At 65.0% G+C, this 18,515-nt stretch carries 19 protein-coding genes; 10 read left to right on the forward strand and 9 right to left on the reverse strand.

All coding sequences use genetic code 11. From position 1 onward, the window contains the following. The first annotated feature begins 101 nt into the window (after nt 1–101). The 4 genes from FLM21_RS00775 (at nt 102) to FLM21_RS00790 (ending at nt 4,226) form a co-directional block, all read left to right on the forward strand. Nucleotides 102–1,043 (forward strand): carbohydrate kinase family protein, encoded by a 942-nt coding sequence (locus FLM21_RS00775; RefSeq protein WP_148713738.1) that lies wholly within the window; start codon nt 102–104, stop codon nt 1,041–1,043. A 91-nt stretch (nt 1,044–1,134) separates the two neighbouring features. Further along, nucleotides 1,135–2,430, forward strand: a complete 1,296-nt coding sequence (locus FLM21_RS00780) for a sensor domain-containing diguanylate cyclase (protein ID WP_148713739.1) — start codon at nt 1,135–1,137, stop codon at nt 2,428–2,430. A 92-nt stretch (nt 2,431–2,522) separates the two neighbouring features. Next, nucleotides 2,523–3,026: a GyrI-like domain-containing protein gene (locus FLM21_RS00785; RefSeq protein WP_187360031.1), complete on the forward strand. Its 504-nt coding sequence runs from the start codon at nt 2,523–2,525 to the stop codon at nt 3,024–3,026. A 99-nt stretch (nt 3,027–3,125) separates the two neighbouring features. After that, on the forward strand, nt 3,126–4,226 hold the full coding sequence (locus FLM21_RS00790; RefSeq protein ID WP_148713741.1) for a hypothetical protein: 1,101 nt from the start codon (nt 3,126–3,128) through the stop codon (nt 4,224–4,226). A 4-nt stretch (nt 4,227–4,230) separates the two neighbouring features. Here the strand turns inward: FLM21_RS00790 and FLM21_RS00795 are convergent, their stop codons facing one another. Next, nucleotides 4,231–4,674, reverse strand: coding sequence for a hypothetical protein (locus FLM21_RS00795; RefSeq protein ID WP_148713742.1), 444 nt, complete (start codon nt 4,672–4,674; stop codon nt 4,231–4,233). Nucleotides 4,675–4,794: 120 nt separating this feature from the next. Between FLM21_RS00795 and FLM21_RS00800 the strand changes: the two genes are divergently transcribed. From FLM21_RS00800 to FLM21_RS00815, 4 genes are all read left to right on the forward strand, one after another. After that, nucleotides 4,795–6,831, forward strand: coding sequence for a S9 family peptidase (locus FLM21_RS00800; RefSeq protein ID WP_148713743.1), 2,037 nt, complete (start codon nt 4,795–4,797; stop codon nt 6,829–6,831). Between the two features lie 68 nt (nt 6,832–6,899). Further along, a complete protein-coding gene (locus FLM21_RS00805; protein WP_148713744.1) occupies nt 6,900–7,469 on the forward strand; it encodes a hypothetical protein in 570 nt (189 codons plus the stop codon). 217 nt (nt 7,470–7,686) lie between these two features. Further along, on the forward strand, nt 7,687–8,346 hold the full coding sequence (locus FLM21_RS21020) for a DNRLRE domain-containing protein (protein ID WP_222846740.1): 660 nt from the start codon (nt 7,687–7,689) through the stop codon (nt 8,344–8,346). A 223-nt stretch (nt 8,347–8,569) separates the two neighbouring features. After that, the gene (locus FLM21_RS00815) at nt 8,570–9,754 is read left to right on the forward strand and encodes a glycoside hydrolase family 18 protein (protein WP_148713745.1); all 1,185 of its coding nucleotides are present in this window, start codon (nt 8,570–8,572) and stop codon (nt 9,752–9,754) included. 74 nt (nt 9,755–9,828) lie between these two features. Here the strand turns inward: FLM21_RS00815 and FLM21_RS00820 are convergent, their stop codons facing one another. From FLM21_RS00820 to FLM21_RS00835, 4 genes are all read right to left on the reverse strand, one after another. Further along, nucleotides 9,829–10,935: an alkene reductase gene (locus FLM21_RS00820; protein ID WP_148713746.1), complete on the reverse strand. Its 1,107-nt coding sequence runs from the start codon at nt 10,933–10,935 to the stop codon at nt 9,829–9,831. A gap of 78 nt (nt 10,936–11,013) precedes the next feature. Beyond that, nucleotides 11,014–11,217 (reverse strand): 2-hydroxymuconate tautomerase family protein, encoded by a 204-nt coding sequence (locus FLM21_RS00825; RefSeq protein WP_148713747.1) that lies wholly within the window; start codon nt 11,215–11,217, stop codon nt 11,014–11,016. Next, nucleotides 11,218–11,820, reverse strand: a complete 603-nt coding sequence (locus tag FLM21_RS00830; RefSeq protein ID WP_148713748.1) for a TetR/AcrR family transcriptional regulator — start codon at nt 11,818–11,820, stop codon at nt 11,218–11,220. It lies immediately after the preceding gene. Nucleotides 11,821–12,075: 255 nt separating this feature from the next. Then, nucleotides 12,076–13,932, reverse strand: coding sequence for a peptidase inhibitor family I36 protein (locus tag FLM21_RS00835; protein ID WP_148713749.1), 1,857 nt, complete (start codon nt 13,930–13,932; stop codon nt 12,076–12,078). 393 nt (nt 13,933–14,325) lie between these two features. On the opposite strand from FLM21_RS00835, the gene prmC reads away from it, so the two are divergent. Continuing rightward, on the forward strand, nt 14,326–15,132 hold the full coding sequence (prmC, locus tag FLM21_RS00840; RefSeq protein ID WP_148713750.1) for a peptide chain release factor N(5)-glutamine methyltransferase: 807 nt from the start codon (nt 14,326–14,328) through the stop codon (nt 15,130–15,132). A 72-nt stretch (nt 15,133–15,204) separates the two neighbouring features. Then, nucleotides 15,205–15,528 carry a Grx4 family monothiol glutaredoxin gene (gene grxD / locus FLM21_RS00845; RefSeq protein ID WP_148713751.1) on the forward strand — a complete coding sequence of 108 codons (324 nt, stop codon included), beginning with the start codon at nt 15,205–15,207 and terminating at the stop codon, nt 15,526–15,528. 56 nt (nt 15,529–15,584) lie between these two features. Here the strand turns inward: grxD and FLM21_RS00850 are convergent, their stop codons facing one another. The 4 genes from FLM21_RS00850 to FLM21_RS00865 form a co-directional block, all read right to left on the reverse strand. Next, nucleotides 15,585–16,004, reverse strand: a complete 420-nt coding sequence (locus tag FLM21_RS00850; RefSeq protein ID WP_148713752.1) for a BLUF domain-containing protein — start codon at nt 16,002–16,004, stop codon at nt 15,585–15,587. A 4-nt stretch (nt 16,005–16,008) separates the two neighbouring features. Beyond that, nucleotides 16,009–16,707 (reverse strand): GTP cyclohydrolase I, encoded by a 699-nt coding sequence (folE, locus tag FLM21_RS00855; RefSeq protein ID WP_148713753.1) that lies wholly within the window; start codon nt 16,705–16,707, stop codon nt 16,009–16,011. Nucleotides 16,708–16,873: 166 nt separating this feature from the next. Then, nucleotides 16,874–17,644, reverse strand: coding sequence for a YaeF family permuted papain-like enzyme (locus FLM21_RS00860; RefSeq protein WP_148713754.1), 771 nt, complete (start codon nt 17,642–17,644; stop codon nt 16,874–16,876). A gap of 58 nt (nt 17,645–17,702) precedes the next feature. Beyond that, nucleotides 17,703–18,458: a substrate-binding periplasmic protein gene (locus FLM21_RS00865; protein ID WP_148713755.1), complete on the reverse strand. Its 756-nt coding sequence runs from the start codon at nt 18,456–18,458 to the stop codon at nt 17,703–17,705. Between the last annotated feature and the right edge of the window lie 57 nt (nt 18,459–18,515).

Here is an 18,515-nt window from a genome sequence, read left to right on the forward strand (position 1 = left end):
TTAACACGGGTGTAAAAGCAGCCTGTCCCTGCCGGGCTGTGCGGTCGAGGGCCCTGACGAGTGGCATAATCGCGCACGACAATCCATCGGAGTTACCGACAATGGCCACGCTGATCTGCGGCTCGCTCGCCTACGACACCATCATGGTGTTCCCCGACCGCTTCAAGCACCACATCCTGCCCGAGCAGATCCACATGCTGTCGATCTCGTTCCTGGTTCCCGAGATGCGGCGGGAATTCGGCGGATGCGCGGGCAATATCGCCTACACGCTGAAGCTGTTGGGCGACGATCCATTGATCATGGCCACCGCCGGCAGCGACTTTGCGCCCTACGCCGCACGGCTCGACGAGCTGGGTATTCGCCGCGACGGCATCCGCGAGCTGGCCGAGCAGTTCACCGGGCAGTGCTTTGTCACCACTGATCTGGACGACAATCAGATCAACGCCTTCCACCCCGGCGCGATGGGCTTTTCGCATTTCAACCGGGTGAACGAACTCGCGGTACCGGTCGAGCTCGCCATCGTCTCGCCCGACGGCAAGCAGGGCATGCAGGAACACTGTACGCAGCTGCACCAAGCGGGCATTCCCTTCATCTTCGATCCAGGCCAGGGCCTGCCGATGTTCAGCGGCGAGGAACTGCTGACCATGATCGGCCAGGCCAACTACCTATCGTTCAACGACTACGAAGCCGAAATGGTGATGCAGAAAACCGGGCTCACTCTGCAAACGCTGGCGCAGCAGGTGAAGGCGCTGATCGTGACGCTCGGCGCCGAAGGTGCGCACATCTACGCCGACGGCGTGCGCCACGACATCCCTGCAGTACCGGCCACCGCGGTGGTCGATCCCACCGGCTGCGGCGATGCCTTCCGCGCCGGCCTGCTCTATGGCCTGCGCCGCGGCTGGGACTGGCCGACCACCGGCCGGCTGGCGTCCTTGCTCGGCTCGATCAAGATCGCCGAACGCGGCGCGCAGAACCACACGTTCAACCGGCACGAACTCGCAACGCAATATGCCGCAGCCTTCGGCAGCGCGCTGCCCGGCTGAACTGTTACCGCGGCCAGCAGGCGCTGGCCGCATGGCGGAACTTCGCTATGCTGTAACAGGTGCGCTGCGCACCTCGTATGCGAGCGCCATCATGCCTGACCCCGCCCCTGCGCCTTCCGATCCACTGGCCGAGCTCTTGAGCCTACGAACGGTGCTCGACGAAATCGGCGCCTACATCTACGCCAAGGATCTGCAGGGGCGCTACACCTACGTCAACCGCCGCGTGCTGCAGCTGTTCGGCCTCTCGCTCGATGAAGTGGTGGGCCAGGACGACAGCGTGTTCTTCGACCTCGCCGTGTCCGACCAATTACGCCAGAACGATCACTACGTGCTGGAAACCGGCGAGACCGTGGTGCGCGAGGAAGTGAACTTCATCCGGACCAGCGGCGAGAAGCGCATCTACTGGACGGTGAAGAAGCCGGTACGCGATAAGGCCGGACACATCATCGGCATGTGCGGCGTCTCCACCGACATCACCGAGCAGAAAGCCACCGCGGAGCGCCTGCAACAGCAGCAGACGCTGCTGGAAACCGTGCTCAACAATGTCGACGCGCTGATCTACATGAAGGACGACCAGCGCCGCTTCGTCTATGCCAACCAGAAGGTCGCCGAAGTGTTCGGCCGCGACCAGGCCGAGATCGCCGGTTTGCGCGACATCGAACTGGTGTCGCCCGCCATTGCCGACCAGTTCTGGCAATTGGACCAGCACGTGTTCGCCACCGGCCAGAGCCAGGCCGGCGAGGAATGCGTGGCCAGCCCCGACGGCAAGCTGCGACACTACTGGTCGCACAAGGTGCCATTCGATCTTGCCGGGCCGACACGGACGCTGATCGGCTTCTCGTCCGACATCACCGAGCTCTACGAACTGAAGGAGCAGCTGCGGCTGCAATCCATCACCGATGCACTTACCGGCCTTGCCAACCGCGGCCACTTCTTCGAGCTGGCGATGCAGGCCTGCTCTGCAGCGCAACGGCACCAGCGGCCGTTGACGCTGATGATGCTCGATCTGGATCACTTCAAGGACATCAACGACCGCCATGGCCATCCAGCCGGTGATGCCGTGCTGCGAGCGATCGGCCGCCTGCTGCAGGACGCCGTACGGCGCGAGGATTTCGTCGGCCGGGTCGGCGGCGAGGAATTCGCCGTGCTGCTGCCCGATACCGGCATTGCCGAGGCGCAGGCCCTGGCCGGGCGCATCCTCACCACCTTGCGCGAGCAACATCTCGTGGCCAACGATCCGCACCTCGTCGTGACTGCGAGCATTGGCATTGCCGAACGCCAGCGCGGCGACCTGGGCTTCGATGCGCTGTATTCGCGCGCCGACCACGCGCTGTACGACGCCAAGCACCAAGGCCGCGACCGCATTGGCGTGAACACGCCCGATTGACGCTTTTCCGGGCTTGCCAGCTTGGCGCCCTCCCCTTGCCCAGTGCGCGATGCCAGCCAAGAATGGGGTACTCCCCCCATCGCGGACCCCCTATGGAACCCACGCTTGTCCAGCATCCCGGCGCACTGCTGCATGGTCTGATGGTCCACACCACGCTGCACGACGGCCGCAATGTCATCGATATCCCGACCGCCTGGCAAAAGGCGATGCACGAGCACCTGTTCGAGCGCATTCCGTACCGGCAGGCTGGCGAACATGCCTGCTTCGGCGCAGTCACCGCTTTCCAGCACGACACAATGGCGCTCGACTATCTGATCGGTGTCGAAGTCACCGCCGGCAATGCGCCACCGGACGGACTGGCTGCCGTCGCGCTACCCGCTGGCGAATATGCGGTGTTCCTCAGTGCGCCGGCCGCGGATCAGCAGGCATTTGGTGCCGCAATCAGCGCATGCTGGGATTACGCGCTGAGCAATTGGCTGCCGCGAAGCGGGCGCAGCCAGCGCCACGCCCCATGCTTCGAGCGCTACGACGAGCGCTCGGATGAAGACCGACCGGATCGGCAATGCGAGCTCTGGATTCCGCTCGACCCGCGCTAGCCATCGGCGGCAACACGTCAAAGTCGTTGGCGTTTATGTCATTGGCGTAGTTTCGACCGGCGGCTAACATGCCCTGTATCGCGCCCACCGGACCGTGCCATGAGTGACAGCAGCAACAAGCGCAACCAACATGCCAGCCTGCTGGGCGGCATCGACCTCGTCGCCGCACGCCGGGCACTGAAACCGACCACGCCACTGCCGAAACCGGCCAAGACCGATGCCCACGGTGATTTCCTCGCGCAACAGCGCCAGAGCCTGAAAAAGACCGGCACCGATCTCTCCAAGCCCTTCGTCAATCCGAGCCAGATCAAGGAGCGGCCGAAGCAGCACTACATCATGTCGCCGCTCGACCATACCGAGAACCTGTTCAACAACGCTTATGGCATGGCGCGCCACAAGCAATCCCGAAATAAACTCGCGGTGCAGCCGGTGTTCCTCAACCATCAACAGCGCATCAGCTTTCGCAAACGCGTCGACGACGAACTCACCAAGGTCACCGGCGTCGACAGCGCGTCCAACGCCAAACGCAAGGCGTTGCAGACCCTGTCCGGCTACTCCAGCCTGACCGGCGCGCGCATGAGCATGCAGGGTGTGGAAAACGCGCGGCTCTATGTGCAGGGTCACGGCTCGCCAGGCAAGCATTCGATCAGCTCGGATGCCGAGGTACTGTCCGATGCGCAGGCGCAGATGCGCATGGGCAAGAACAAGCGTGTCGAATCGGTCGGCAAACCCAGCGCCACGACCACCCAGGTCAAGGAGAGGGCATCGACCGAACATACCGCCAGCACGCTGCTCGGTCTTGGCGTGACAGCGCAGACCGATCTGCGCGCCAATTCCTGCTACAGCGGCACCGAGAAAAAGATCAAGTTCAGCAGCGTGAAATCGCTCAAGTCCAGCTACGCCAGCGGCACCGTGGCCAACAAGGCGGGGAACTGGGACAAGACCTTTGCCGGTGGCCTGCAAGCCGAGTTGAATCGACAAGCCAAGGTTGGGCCGTCCCTGGCCGATGCCAGCGGCCTCGCCAACAACCATAAATTCGCCGTCAAAGGCTATATGGGCCCGACCAGCCAGGGCGGCGTGAAGGTCAATCAGCCCGACGGCTCCACCGGCACGCATTTTCGCGTGAAGCTGCAATACAAGGACGGCCTTGGCACCCAGGATTTCGCCACCCGCCGCTCCAAATCGGGCCGCACCGGCTGAATCTTTACAGCACGCGAATCTGAAGGCGCCTGCAGGCTTGCCAGTGCGCGAGCGCGCACAGCCAGCCGGCGGTGAGCGCACCGATGGCACCGCCAAAACCACCGATGACCAGCGGCCCGAATCCACCTCCGCTCTCGAGTGCCGTCACCCAGGCAAACGGCACAGCCCCAGCCACAAAGCCTGCCGAAATCAGCAGCAGCGGCTTGGCGAGGTTGAAACGACGCAACAACAGAATCAGCGGCAGCCCCACGGCAAACAACACGACATAGTTCACCAGCAAATCCACGCCGAGGACCACGGCCATCGCAAGGCCAATCTCGTTGGCGCTGCGCCAGCCCGAACCGATCAAGACGGCCGTGACCAAGATGAAGTGCACCAGCAGATGCGCGAGGAGGGGCGCACACGTGGCAGCGATCAACAGCTCGGATTTGCTGGGGTTGGTCAACATTGATCTCGTCCACGGCAGGTGCAGCAGTGTAACTGCCTATCACGCCTAGGTACTCAAGCCGCCTTCGCCGCAGCGCAGACGAAAACGCTATGCTGCGTCTTTGCCTAGACCGAGTACGTCATGCCCCTGCCTCCCATCGCTCCCCGCCGCCCGCGTCGCCTGAAAAAGCACGGCGAGACCCGCATCGACGACTACTACTGGCTGCGAGACAAGGACGATCCGGCCGTCCTCGATTATCTGCAGGCGGAAAACGCCTACGCCGAGGTCGTGATGGCGGACAGCAAGCCGCTGCAGGACACGCTGTTCGCCGAAATGAAGGCGCGCATTCGCGAGGATGACAGCTCGGTGCCCTACCGGCTGGGCGACTGGATGTACTACTACCGCTACGAGGTGGGCGGCCAGTACCCCCTGCTGTGCCGCAAGCGCTGGCACGCCACGGACGACTGGCAGAGCGAGCCCGAGCAGCTGTTGCTCGACGTGAACGCGCTCGCCGCCGGCCAACCCTATATGGAGGTCGGCGAATTCGAGATCAGCCCGGATGGCCAATGGCTGGCGTACAGCACCGATGCCACCGGCTACCGCCAGTACACGCTGCGCATCAAGGATCTCGCCAGCGACGCGCTGCTCGATTTCAGCGCCGAGCGGGTCACCTCGGCGGCGTGGGCACTCGACAACCGCACGCTGTTCTTCACCACCGAGGATGCGGAAACCAAGCGCTCCAATCAGCTGTGGCGCTGGCAGCGCGGCAGCGCCGTACCGGTGCTGGTGCGCGAGGAACGTGACGCGCGCTTCGGCGTCGATGTGTACCTCAGCCGCAGCCAACGCTTCCTGATCTGCCAATCCGGCAGCCACACCACCAGCGAGATCCGCGTGCTGCCGGCCACGCGCCCGCTGGGACGCTGGCGCGTACTGCTACGCCGCCGTGCCGGCATCGAATACAGCGTCGAGCATGGCCACGACCGGTTCTGGCTGCGCATCAACGACCAGGGCCGCCATTTCCGCCTGGTGACGGTGCCCGACCACGGCGCCATCGGCGCGGCACCGAGCTGGACCGAGATCCTGCCGGAGCGCAATGGCGTGATGCTGGAAGGGGTCGATCTGTTCCGCGATTTCCTGGTCTGCCACGAACGGGTGAACGGCCTTGGTCAACTGGTCGTAACCGAGCTGGCCAGCGGCGAACACCACACCGTCGCCTTCGACGAGGCGGTGTACAGCCTTGCCGGCGGCGCCAACGCCGAGTGGGACAGCCGCACCTACCGCTTTGGCTACGAATCGCTGACCACGCCGGACACCGTGTACGACTACGACCTGGCCAGCCGCGAACGCACGCTGAGAAAACGCCGCCCGGTGCTCGGCGATTTCGATCCGGCACACTATGCGAGCGAACGCCTGTGGGCGACGGCACCCGATGGCACGCAGGTGCCGATCTCGCTGGTGCGCCGCCGCGATGCCACGCTGCCGGCACCGCTCTGGCTGGAAGGCTACGGTGCATACGGCGCGCCGAACGACGTGTATTTCTCGTCCAGCCGGCTCTCGTTGCTCGATCGCGGCTTCAGCTACGCCGTGGCCCATATCCGTGGCGGGGGCGATCTGGGCAAGACCTGGCACGATGCCGGCCGGCTCGCCAACAAGCATCACACCTTCAGCGATTTCATCGCCTGCGCCGAACACCTGTTCGCCACCGGCCATACCACGCCGCAACAACTGGTGATCGAAGGCGGCAGCGCCGGCGGCCTGCTGATCGGCGCAGTGCTCAACCAGCGGCCCGACCTGTGCCGTCTCGCCATCCTGGAAGTGCCCTTTGTCGACGTGCTGACCACCATGCTGGACCCGGACCTGCCGCTGACGGTGGGTGAATACGAGGAATGGGGCAATCCGAATCGCCGCGAGCAATACGGCTGGTTGCGCGCCTACTCGCCGTACGACAATCTCGCCACCACCGCCTACCCGGCCATGCTGGTGCGCACCTCGCTCAACGACAGCCAGGTGATGTACTGGGAGCCGGCCAAGTACGTGGCCCGGTTGCGCACGTTGAAGACCGACGCCAACCCGCTGCTGTTCATCACCAACCTGGATGCCGGCCACGGCGGTGCCAGCGGTCGGTTCGATCACCTGCGCGAGGTGGCACTGGCCTATGGCGTGGCGCTGGGATTGTGAGCTGGTGAGCCGAACGGAAGCCGACTGAGGCAAGCCGCCACAATCAATCGCATCGAAGCCAATGTCTGATGAAAATCGTCGTCTCCCTGATCGTCGCGGCGCTGCTCACCGTCGCCATTGAGGCCGCGCGTATCGACCAGTTGACCTGGCTGGCCACGATGGTCGGGCCGCTTGCGCTCGGCGAGCCCATCCTGGTGTTCAGCGCGTGCCTCGGCCTGTGCATCTGGGCAAGCTTCAGCTTGCTTCCGAGTCCTATCAGCCGCGCCAACTTCGATTTCGAGCAGTTGTTCCGAGCGCTCGACACCCTGGAGCAGGATGCGGCACCCGCACTGTGGGAAAAAGCACTGAGCCTGACACCGCAAGCACCACTGCATTTCTCCGCAGTGCTGAAACAGTTCGATCGCCTGCACGCATCGGCGCCAGACGCGCCGAATACCCAATTTGTCCGCGCGTTGGTCGAGCGCTGGAAGCATGGAAAACTTGCCCAGCTGATGCCGCCAGGCAAGGAAGCGGAACTCGATGCACTGCTGTTGGCACTCCAGCAGCGCAATCTGCTTTTCTCCGATGAGCTAGGCCACTATTTGCAGCGTGGTGGCCCGCAAGGCGCAATCGGCATCATCCGAAAATACGCGGGCTGAAGTCGCCACGCCCACCACCCTGCAGCACAAGCGCGACCGGATATCTGGTCGCTGGTCGGAGCGTGGCATCCCGTTGGCATTCGGCGATAATGCACCGCCGCAAGCTTGCAACAAATCAGGCACAAACTTTCATGGCATGTACTTCGGCCGGCAAGGGCTGCAGGCAAGCATTGTGGCGCGTGCACACGCCATGACTACATTCAAACAGAGGATCATCATGAAAAAACTGAACGCCGTTGCAACGGCGCTCCTGCTGCTGGCGGCGAGCTACACGCATGCCGCGCTGATTCCGGCCACCGTCAACGCCAGTCATGTCGCCAACGTGACCAATGGCATGACCTATTTCAATGGCTTCCACGATGGCGGCGTCGCGGGTAACCACCTGACGGTGAACTGGACCACCGCCTACCAGAACGTGGGTCTGCTGCAGTTCGATGTCTCGTCGTTTGCCGGCACCAGCCTGCAAGCCCAGCTCAATCTCTACCACCAGTTCAACTGGGGCAACGGCGCCCAGTTCGGCATCTACCGCAATACCAGCGCCTGGGAAGGCGTGACCAGCGACTGGGCGAGCCGCCCGAGCTTCGATGCCACGCCGGCAGCCATCCTCAGCATCTCCGACAACGAAACGGAAGTTGGTCGTTCAGTCGATATCAGCGCGCTGGTACAGGGCTGGGCCAATGGCAGCTTCGCCAACTACGGCATCACGCTGCAACGCATCGACCAGGACAACCCCTACGTCTATTTCACCTCCAGCGCGGTGGGCGGAGGCTTCGCCCCCAACCTAACCATCGCGCCGGTACCGGAGCCGGAAACCTATGCACTGATGGGCCTTGGCCTCGTCGGCCTGATCGCGGCGCGTCGTCGCCAGCGCAAGTAAATCGCTGTAATTGCCAGACCCGTGGCGCGTGCCACGGGCCTGTGCATCTCGCTGTACTGCGCGGGTTTTGACTGTGCTTGCACTCTCGGGCCCGCGCCCTTTCCTCCATTGCCCTGTTCTGCGGCACCTCCCGCGTCTTGCCCAACAATGGGCTCGGCATCGCGTGCAGCCCAAATGCAGCGGTGCCCGGGACATCCCGCACACCACCGATGGAGGAAATAACATGAAGATATGCAACCTGCTGTTGGGCTGGCTGCTGACCGCCGCAGCCATCGCCCCTGCCGTCGCAGGCACGGACAAGCGCGTGGACCGACCGGAAGTCGCCGCCTATATCCGTACCTGGCCGCTGCCCGACGGGCGCCACTGGCGAGCGGACGACATCGCCGGCAAGGACATCACCCAGCTCACGATCGCCTTTGCCGCATTGCGTGCCAATGGTGAGGTCTATCTGCCGGACACCGAGCCACGCATCGGCAACGACGGCCAGCCACAACCGGTGTTCAAGGGCTTGTGGCAGGAGGTTGCCAAGCTGCAGCGCCGCTACCCCAAGCTGAGGATCAACTTGGCGATCGGCGGTTGGGGCGCCAATGGCTACTCGCAGATGGCAATGACGGCCGAGGGCCGGCAACGCTTCATTGCCAGCGCCATTGCGCTGGTCGAGCGTCACCGGCTCTCCGGCCTTGGCATCGAATGGCAATATCCGGTGGGGCCGGACTGGGGCCTGCCGATCAAGACCGATCCCAAGGATCGCGACAACTACCCACTGCTGCTCGAGGAAACCCGCGCCGCGCTCGACGCCCTATCCAAGCGCACCCAGCGCCGCTACCAGCTCACCGCCGCCGTGCCGGCCGGCCCGTGGTTCGGCCAGAAGAACGATCTGACCCGGGTGGCGCGCAGCGTCGATTTCCTCACGGTGACCGCCTATGGTGCCTACGGCAGCTGGAGCGCCAATACCGGGCATTTCTCCAACCTATATCAGCGCCCGGACGATCCGGCCTTTGGCGGCTGGAGCACCGACCAGGCGATGCGGACCTACCTGGATGCCGGCGTACCGCCGGCCAAGCTGCTGATGGGGGTGCCATTCTATGGTCCGGTCTGGAAAGGCGTAGCCAACGTACAGAACGGGCTGTTCCAGAAGTTCGGCGCGGCGGGCAGCGATCTCGCCTGGAGCGAGATCAAAGTCGGTTACCTGGGCCAGCCCGGCTATGTCCGCCATTGGGATGACGTAGCCAAAGCGCCATGGCTGTACAACGGCGATACCTTCATCAGCTACGAGGATGCAGAGAGCCTGCGCCACAAGGTGCGCTACCTGAAGGACAAACGGCTCGGCGGCCTGACGATCTGGGAGTACGCCCACGATCCGCAGCGTGAACTGCTCGGCGCGATCAACGCGGCGCTCGCCGACTGATCATCCCGGCAGAGCACTGGCCCGGCGTCCTGCCGGGCCAGTACCGGTTCAAGCGGGATGTTGCCGCCGTGCGCTCAGTCGGCCAGCGCCGGGTAATCGGTATAACCCTGTTCTGCGCCACCGTAGAACGTGCTCGGGTCCGGCGTGTTCAGCGCCGCACCTTGGGCAAAGCGTTTCACCAGATCGGGATTGGCGATATAGGGGCGGCCGAAAGCCACGGCATCGGCGGTGCCGGCGGCAATCAGCGCTTCGGCCTTCTCGGCGGTGTAGTTGCCGCAGAACACCAGTGCGCCGGTAAAGGCCTGGCGCAGGGCCGTGCGGAATTCGGTCGTCAGTGCCGGGCCGCCTACCCAGTCCGGCTCGGCGATATGCAAATAAGCAAGCTTGCGCCGGCTGAATTGCTGCGCGAGGTAGATGGCAGCCGCCTCCGATTCGGCATCCTCGATATCGTGAGCGACAAAGTTGGGCGACAGACGGACGCCGACGCGGGCAGCGCCGATCTCGGCCACCAGGGCATCGACCACCTCCAGCAGCAGGCGCGCACGGTTTTCCAGGGTGCCGCCGTATTGGTCGGTGCGCTGGTTCACGCCGGTGGCGAGGAACTGGTGCAGCAGATAGCCATTGGCAGCGTGGATCTCGACGAAATCGAAGCCAGCACGGACCGCACGGCGTGCCGCGGCCGCGTAGTCGGCCACGATGCCGGGGAGCTCCGCGGTTTCCAGCGCACGCGGCGTATCGGTCGGCGCATTGCCGGCCGTGCCGTCCGGCTGCACGACGAAGCTCTTCGAGTTGACTGCGCGGAGGGCGGACGGGGCAACCGGTGCCTGGCCGTCTTCCTGCAACAGGCGGTTGGAGATGCGGCCGACGTGCCACAGCTGCAGCGACACCGCACCACCGGCCGCATGCACGCCGTCGACCACCGCCTTCCAGCCCGCTTCCTGCGCATCGCTATAGATGCCCGGCGTCCAGGCATAGCCCTGGCCCTGGCGCGAGATCTGCGTCGCTTCGGTCACGATGAGGCCGGCGGTCGCCCGTTGCGCGTAGTAGCGGGCGTTCAAGGCACTGGGTACATCGCCCGGCTGGCTGGCGCGCGACCGGGTCAGCGGTGCCATGAACACGCGGTTGGCCAAGGTGAAATCCCCCACGCGTACCGGGGTCAGCAGTTTGTCGATTGTCGTCATTACTCGCTCCTAAATTAGACCGGTCGTCTATAAAATGCATCAAAAAAACCAGCCCGCAGGCTGGGAAGGTAAATGGGTTCAGGCGCCGCGCTTACGACGCTCGCTGACCTGTTCGCCGGCGATGCCCCAGTTTTCGGCCTCCACCTCGTCGATCACCACCACTGTGGTGGCCGGGTTCTTGTTCAGCACGCGCTGCAGCAGTTCGGTCACGCCGGCGATCAGCTCCGCCTTCTGCGCCGATGTCACGCCGTCGCGGGTCACCTTGATGTTCACATAGGGCATTCAGCGCTCCTTGAGTCCAAGCAATGTCGCGGTGCCGCGCCGCGCGATCACGAACGGCTCGGCGCTGTGCCGCACCTTGGCAATCAGCGCGGATCCCAACCACAACTGGTACAGCGCGCCGGCCAGCTGTGCCGCCTCGGGCCCTGCGGCAATCGAGCCATCGGCCCGGCCGAGCACGATGATCGCGGCCAGCCGTTCGGTCACCCGGCCCATGCCGGCTTCCAGCGCGCGCCGCATATCGTCCGAAAGATCACAGACCTCGCCACTCAGCTTCACCGCGAGGCAGCGGTTGCCGCAGCTGTCCGCCTGCCCCGGCTCGGCAGTCCAGCCGGCGAAATAGTGCTCCAGCTTGCTGCGACCATCGAACATGCGGTCGGCCAGCAAGCGGTCGATCCGCGCCAGTGATTCGGCGAAATAGCGCTCGAGCAGCGCTACACCATAGCCTTCCTTGGAATCGAAGTAGTGATAGAACGATCCCTTGGGCACCCCGGCCGCACCGAGGATTTCCGCGAGCCCGGCCGCAGCAAAGCCTTTGCCGAGGATGATGTCGGTGCCGGTGGCCAGCAGGTGGTCGCGGGTATCGGTTGCACGGTCGGATTTCATGGCGAGAGCTTAACGCCAACTAGACCGATCGTCTAGGAAATATCCGATCAACGGGCAGGCTGACAAAAAAAGCCCCCTCCCGTGAGGGAGGGGGTAACAGGATGGGACCAGAGCGGTCAGCCCTCGCCGACTGACCGTGGGGTGGTCCTTGGAGTCGCGCAGAGTGCGCAGGGTACGGGTAGCGAGCCCGAAACCGGGGCTGGACCCTGTCCTGCAAGGCGCTGCGACTGCCGCAGCCCCCTGCTAGACCGGGCCTCAGTCAAATCGTTTCGTCATCTTGTCCACCGAGTCCTTGAGCCAGACGAAAATGCCCTCGTTCTGATAGCGCGCGTGCTTCTCGCCAGCGCACATCACGTAGCTTTGCAGCGGATCACAGTGCGGTGCACCGAACACATGGCCGGTCTCATGCACGGCAACGATCTGGGAGCGATTGCGGCTGAGATCGAAACTGAACAACCCGCTCACCTGCGTATTCAGCCACGAGCAGGCCACGCCGCCACCGAAGGCACCGTCGAGCGCCACGACCAGATCGAAGCCGTGATGGTCGACGTGGGTCGGCGTGCTGCCCGGATTCCAGGTGCGGGTCAGGCCCAGCGTTTGGGTGGCGTACTCGGCCGCACGCTCGCAGTGGCCCAGTCCGGTGTTGGCGGCGCTGTTGTAGCCGGGGATGCCGTGGAACAGCTGGCGCACGTTTTCGATCTGGTCGAAGCCGCCGTTGTAACGGGCGTAGCTGCCGGCTGTGGCTTCCGGATTGCTCGGCGTGAACACGTCGGACGCGCGGGTGAAGGCCTCGGTCAGATAGGCGGAAACGCTGCGCGTTTCGCGGATCTGGTTAAAGTAATCCTGGTTGTAGACGACGGCGTTGAACACCACGTTGCTGCCGCCAACACTGAAATCGCGCCCGCTGTAGCTGTTGTCGCTGAGGGTGCGGCCATCCTGCAGGCCGATCTGCACTGCCTCGACACGGTAGTCGCCGCGACCGATCGCATACTGCTTGCGCAGCGCGGTGTCGTTGAGGAATGGGCCGGCATCGAGCACGATCTGGCGCGATTCGCCCGCAGCCAGCACGATGCTGGTCTGGCCGAGCGCCACGCCGGCGAAGTCGTTGAAGCGCTTGCTGGTGAGCGTGGGGCGCAGCGTGAAGGTACCGCCGCTGGTGCTGCGTACCGTCAGGCGCAGGCGCAGCGCATCGCCCTTCACCGGTGCACCACCGCTGGTGTTGCTGATGGCCACCGCGGTCACGTCGGCATCGCCGCCGCAGTTGGTCGTGCATGGCGTACCGGCGCGGGCCACGGTGAACGAGGTCAACAGGTTGTCGAAGCCGATGCTGGCAAGATTGGTATTGTCGGCGCGCAGCGTGGTCGACAGGCCACCTTGGCCGGTGTGCTCGCGCAGCGTCACCTGGTAACCCGCCTGCACCTTCACCGACGAGACGATGTCGTTCCAGCCCGGCGGCACCTCGGCCGCGCCCTCGTTGGCACAGAACGAATTGCCGCCGTAGTTGGTGTTCTCGTAAAAGCAGACCGCGCCACCGGCCGGCACCGGTGTCGGCGTCGGGGCTGGTGCGGCGGCCACGCGGTAGGAGGTGACGAGGTCGTTGAACTGGCGATTGCCGAGATTGGCTTCGGCGGCCAGCAGCGTCAGGCCACGACCGGCGAAATTGGCGTGCTCGAACAGATCGACCATATAGCCGGGCTGTACCCGCACCGATGACGCCTTGTCGTTGAAGCCGCCCGGCAGATTGCCGCTTCCGACGCCGAAGCAGGTGGAAGCGCCCTGGTAATCGGCGTGCTCGAACAGGCAGACGATGCCGCTCGGTGCCGGGGTCGGCGCTGGCGTGGGGACGGGGGTCGGTTGGGGGGTCATACTGCAGCTGCCACCGCTGCGCCACAGGCTGGGCGTCGATTGCGGATTCCAGCCGGCGCCGGCATAGGCGGTGTGCGTCACCAGGGCGGTCCAGGTGGCGCCGCCGTAATTCACGGTGTCGCCCGCCTGATAGGTGCTGCCTTCGGCCCAGCTGCCACGGCAAGCCGCGGCGGCTTCGCCGGCAAGCCCCACCAGCAGCAAGGCCAACAGCGGCGACCAGGCACGGCTGCGATACGACTGCTTCATTTTTCCACTCTCCGGCCCGCCTTTTCGGCGGTGCTTCTTGGCCAGGAGCGGGCTGGACGCGGCGCCAAGGCGCACGCGGTGGACACGGCACGAACGCGCCGCGGCTTCATCCACACTCTCTGGTCTCTTGTCTGCCCCGGCACTTTGGCTCTTGGGCGTCTCGACTCTCGGCGGAGTCGTTGTTCGGGCGGATTTTTTTCATGCCTGCCACTTTCCGACAAGCCGTTTCCGCTCCGGCGGTGTCGTTTGTACTACAGGCGGCCTTTTCGTGAAAGCGCTTTCTTTTGCGAGTGTTTCATGCCAACAACATGGCCAGCCGTCGGTCTGCCTGCCGCTGCTTGCCGTCGCCCCGGCCCACACGGACAATCCGCGCTTCAATTGTACGAAACCGCCATGACCACAGCCCGTACCCTGATCGCCGAAAGCGGCATAGACCGCGTCGACGCCCGACTGCTGTTGCAGCAGGTGCTCGGCGTCAACCGCGCGTGGCTGATGGCGCATGACGACGAGCCGCTCGCCGATGATGCAATCGCGCGCTTCGCGGCGCTGGCCACGCGGCGGCGTGCGGGCGAGCCGGTGGCATACCTGCTCGGCGTGCGCGAATTCTATAGCCGCGACTTCGCGGTCGGCCCCGGCGTGCTGATCCCGCGACCCGAGACCGAGCTGCTGGTCGAGCTGGCACTGGCGCGCGCCCCACAAGGCGCGGTGGTGCTCGATCTGGGCACCGGCTCCGGCTGCATCCCGGTCACACTGAAGCTGGAGCGCCCGGACCTCATTGTCAGCGCTGTTGACATCAGTACCGACGCGCTCGCCATCGCCGCGCGCAATGCGGCCGCGCTGGATGCCGATATCGTGCTGCGTCAGTCCGACTGGTACGCGGCGCTCGCCGACGCGCAGTTCGACCTCATCGTTTCCAACCCGCCCTATATCGTGGCGGGCGATGCCCACCTCACCCAGGGCGACCTGCGCTTCGAGCCCATCGATGCCCTGACCGACCACGCGGATGGCCTCGCCCATATCCGTGCCATCATCGCCGGCGCGACGGCCCGGCTAAGCGCCGGGGGCTGGCTGCTGTTCGAGCATGGCTACGACCAGGGGCCGGCCAGCCGGGCGCTGCTCGCCGCCGCAGGCTTCGTCGAGGCGCAGACGTGGACCGACCTGGCCGGACTCGATCGCGTGAGCGGCGGCATCCGCCCGTAAGCGTTGCTTGTCGGCGCCATGGCGAATCGCTACAATTCCCGACTAATTTGATCGACTAATTCGAGGCACGCCATGAGCGAACGCGACGTCCAGGCCGAAATCCACAAGATCGTCACCGAGAACCCGGTGGTGCTGTTCATGAAAGGCACGCCGACCTTCCCGCAATGCGGCTTCTCGGCTGCGGCCATCCAGCTCTTGAAGAACTGCGGTGCCACTGTCGCCGCCGTCAACGTGCTGGCCGACCAGGACATCCGCCAGGGCGTGAAGGACTACGCCAACTGGCCGACCATTCCACAGCTCTACGTCAACGGCGAGTTCGTCGGTGGCTCGGACATCATGAAGGAGCTCTACGCCAACGGTGAGCTGCAGAAGATGATCGACGGCACCGCCGAATAAGCGACCGAGAGCCAATAAAAAACGCCGCGATTGCGGCGTTTTTTATTGGGTGCTCATCAACCGCAGAACGAAGCCGTGGCCGCCAGTTCCTCCAGCAGCGCGGCGGTCGCCGGGCCGGGCATGGTGTAGGGGTCCAGCTCGGCGGTCGGCGAGTACTTCAGCAGCAACGACAGGTTGATCTTGTCCAGCCGCAGCTTGCCCATGCTCCAGGCGGCGTAGCGGCGGGATGCGATCTCGGTGTAGTCGAGCAGCACCAGATCATGATGGCGCGCATCGCGCTGCAGCCGGTTGTACAGCGTGTTCACCTGCTCGCGCCCGCCCTCGATGGCCTGCACGAACACATCGCTGGTGTAGCACAGCACGCCGGTGATGCCGTGATCGGCATTGTTCTGGCGTGAGGTAACGAGGATGGCCTCGATGGCCTCGGCCGAGATCGTTGCAGCGGCGCGGCTGGCGTAGATCAGGCGAACCAGCATGGCATCACCCCTTGTTGTTCAGCAGCGCCAGAAATTCGCGCCGCAGGTTGGCGTCGCGCAGGAAGGAGCCGCGCATCACGCTGTTGATCATCTTCGATTCCATGTCCTTCACCCCGCGCCAGTGCATGCAGAAGTGGTCGGCCTCCATCACGATGGCAAGGCCATCGGGCTGCAGCCGGTCCATCAGCGTGTCCGCCAGCTGCGATACCGCCTCTTCCTGGATCTGCGGCCGGCTCATGATCCATTCGATCAGCCGTGCGTACTTGGACAATCCAATCAGATTGGAGTGCTCGTTGGGCATCACGCCGACCCATACCTTGCCGAGGATGGGGCACAGGTGGTGCGAGCAGGCGCTGCGCACGGTGATGGGGCCGACGATCATCAGCTCGTTCAGCCGCTCGATATTGGGGAACTCGGTCACCGGCGGTGCCGGGCGGTAGCGACCGTGGAACACCTCGCGCACGAACATCTTGGCCACGCGCCGGGCGGTGTCCTGGGTGTTGTGATCGCTCGTGGTATCGATCACCAGGCTTTCGAGCACGCCTTGCAGCTTGGTGGCCACTTCGGCCTGCAGTGCATCGAGCTCGCCTTCCTCGATATAGCCGGCGATGTTGTCGTTGGCGTGAAAGCGCGCGCCAGCGGCGCGGATACGGGCGCGGATGCGCGCCGAGACCGATGGATCGGTCAGATCATCCTGGGACATGCTTCCGTCTCGCAGTGTTCGGGTTATCTACCCGTGTTAGCCGGTTTTGTGCTCGGCGTCACGGTGGCGACCCCATGCGCGGCAAGCCGCGCCGGCGGTCGAGGCCCGATGCTAACACCGAACACGCAGCCCGGCGCCGCGCGCGGCGATGCCGGTATTCACACCGTCAGCGGCGTGCAGCGTCGACCACTTGCGGCGCAGGCGAGAACTTGAGGTGGCCGATATAGGTGAGCGGCTGGTGGATACGCATCGCCGGCACATCGCCTTCGCGCATGTGCAGGATGTCGGCCGGGCTGATCCAGGCCGGATCGGCCTCGGTCAACGGCAGGCCGGCAGCGGCGTAGGCCTGCAGCACGAACTGCGAGCAGAAGAAGCTCTGGTTGTCCGGCGTGCCGAGCTGGATGGTGGCGATGCCGCGCAGGCAGGCATCGCGGGTGATCTCGGGCAGCAGCGGCAGCTCGCACAATCGGCGCTGCAGCGAGAACGGCGCATGCAGCACCACGCCAACATAGTTGTATGGGCGGCCGACCTGGGCCTCGGCGAAGGCACGCAACGCCGTCGCCTGCGCTTCGTCGAGCTCGGCCCGGCGGAATGCCACCACCACGGACTCTTCCGCCATCGCATCCGCCAGCGGGCGCACCCGCACGCCGCTGCCTACCGCTTCGGCCACCAGGCCGTCGCCAATATAGAGCGCGGCATGGCTCACCGGCGCCAGCGTGGCCAGGCGGATGCCCGCCGAGGTGATGCCATTGGTGGCCGATAGCAGGATGTCGCCGGGCGCCAGCGCTTCGGGCGCGATCAACTGACCGCCGTTGCGCGGCGCCAGGCCCTGCTGCTGGAAGGCGACGCTGGGCAGCGGCTGGCCCTCGGCGGCGGGGCGGACGTTGGTGGCGCAGCCGGCGAGCAGCGCGATAAACAGCAGCAACAGGACTTTCATGGGCAAGACGGGGAAACGGACCGGCCGCAGCTTAACCCAAGCCTGGCACGGCGGCGACTCAGCGCTGCAAGTAGGGCACGAGATAGCGCTCGAACCGGCCCGGCGCCCAGGCAAGCGCTGCGGCACGCTCGTAGCGCTCGGTCAAGTCGGCCGGCACGCCGGGTGGCAGCGTGCGGCTGAACACGGCATAGCGTGCCTGCACCGGCAAGGGCAGCGGCAACACCCGTGCTTGCATTCGCAGCCGGGCCGCGTAGTAACCGGGCGCATGGGCGTTGCTGAAATAAGCGGCATCAAGCCGGCGGGCGCCGAGCTTGCGCAGGTTGCCCAGCTCCGCCTCCACTTCGGGGTTGTCATCCCAGTTGAGGCCGGCGCGCTGCAGCGGTTGCGGCAACGGTACGCCGGCGATCGAGCCCAGCAGCAGGCCGTCGAGCTGGTTGAAACTGTCGATGGCGCGCAGTGGGCTGTCCGGCCGTACCGCCAGCACGGGCTGGAACCGCACGTAGGCCTTGCTAGCAAAGTGCAGCTGTTGTTGCCGTGCCGCTGTCTGCGCCAGCAACGGCACCATCGCGTAGCTGCCGTCCTTCAGCCCGCGTTCCAGCCGTGGCGTGGAGACCGGCGGCTGCCAGACGAAGCGTACACCCATGCGCGGCGCCAGCTCCCGGTCGAAGAAATCAACCAGCGCGCCACGCACCTTGCCGCCTTCGGCCATCACATAAGGCACAACGCTGAAGCTGGCGATGGGCACGCGCGGCAGCTCGGCGGCCCTCAGGCAGGGCGGCAACAGGCACACGAAGAAGGGGATCAGCCAGCGCATGCGTGCCAGTGTAGCCGCAGCACCGGCCCGGACCCGCAGCGACCCGCGATCGGCGTC

Source organism: Chitinolyticbacter meiyuanensis (genome assembly GCF_008033135.1).
GTDB lineage: Bacteria > Pseudomonadota > Gammaproteobacteria > Burkholderiales > Chitinibacteraceae > Chitinolyticbacter > Chitinolyticbacter meiyuanensis.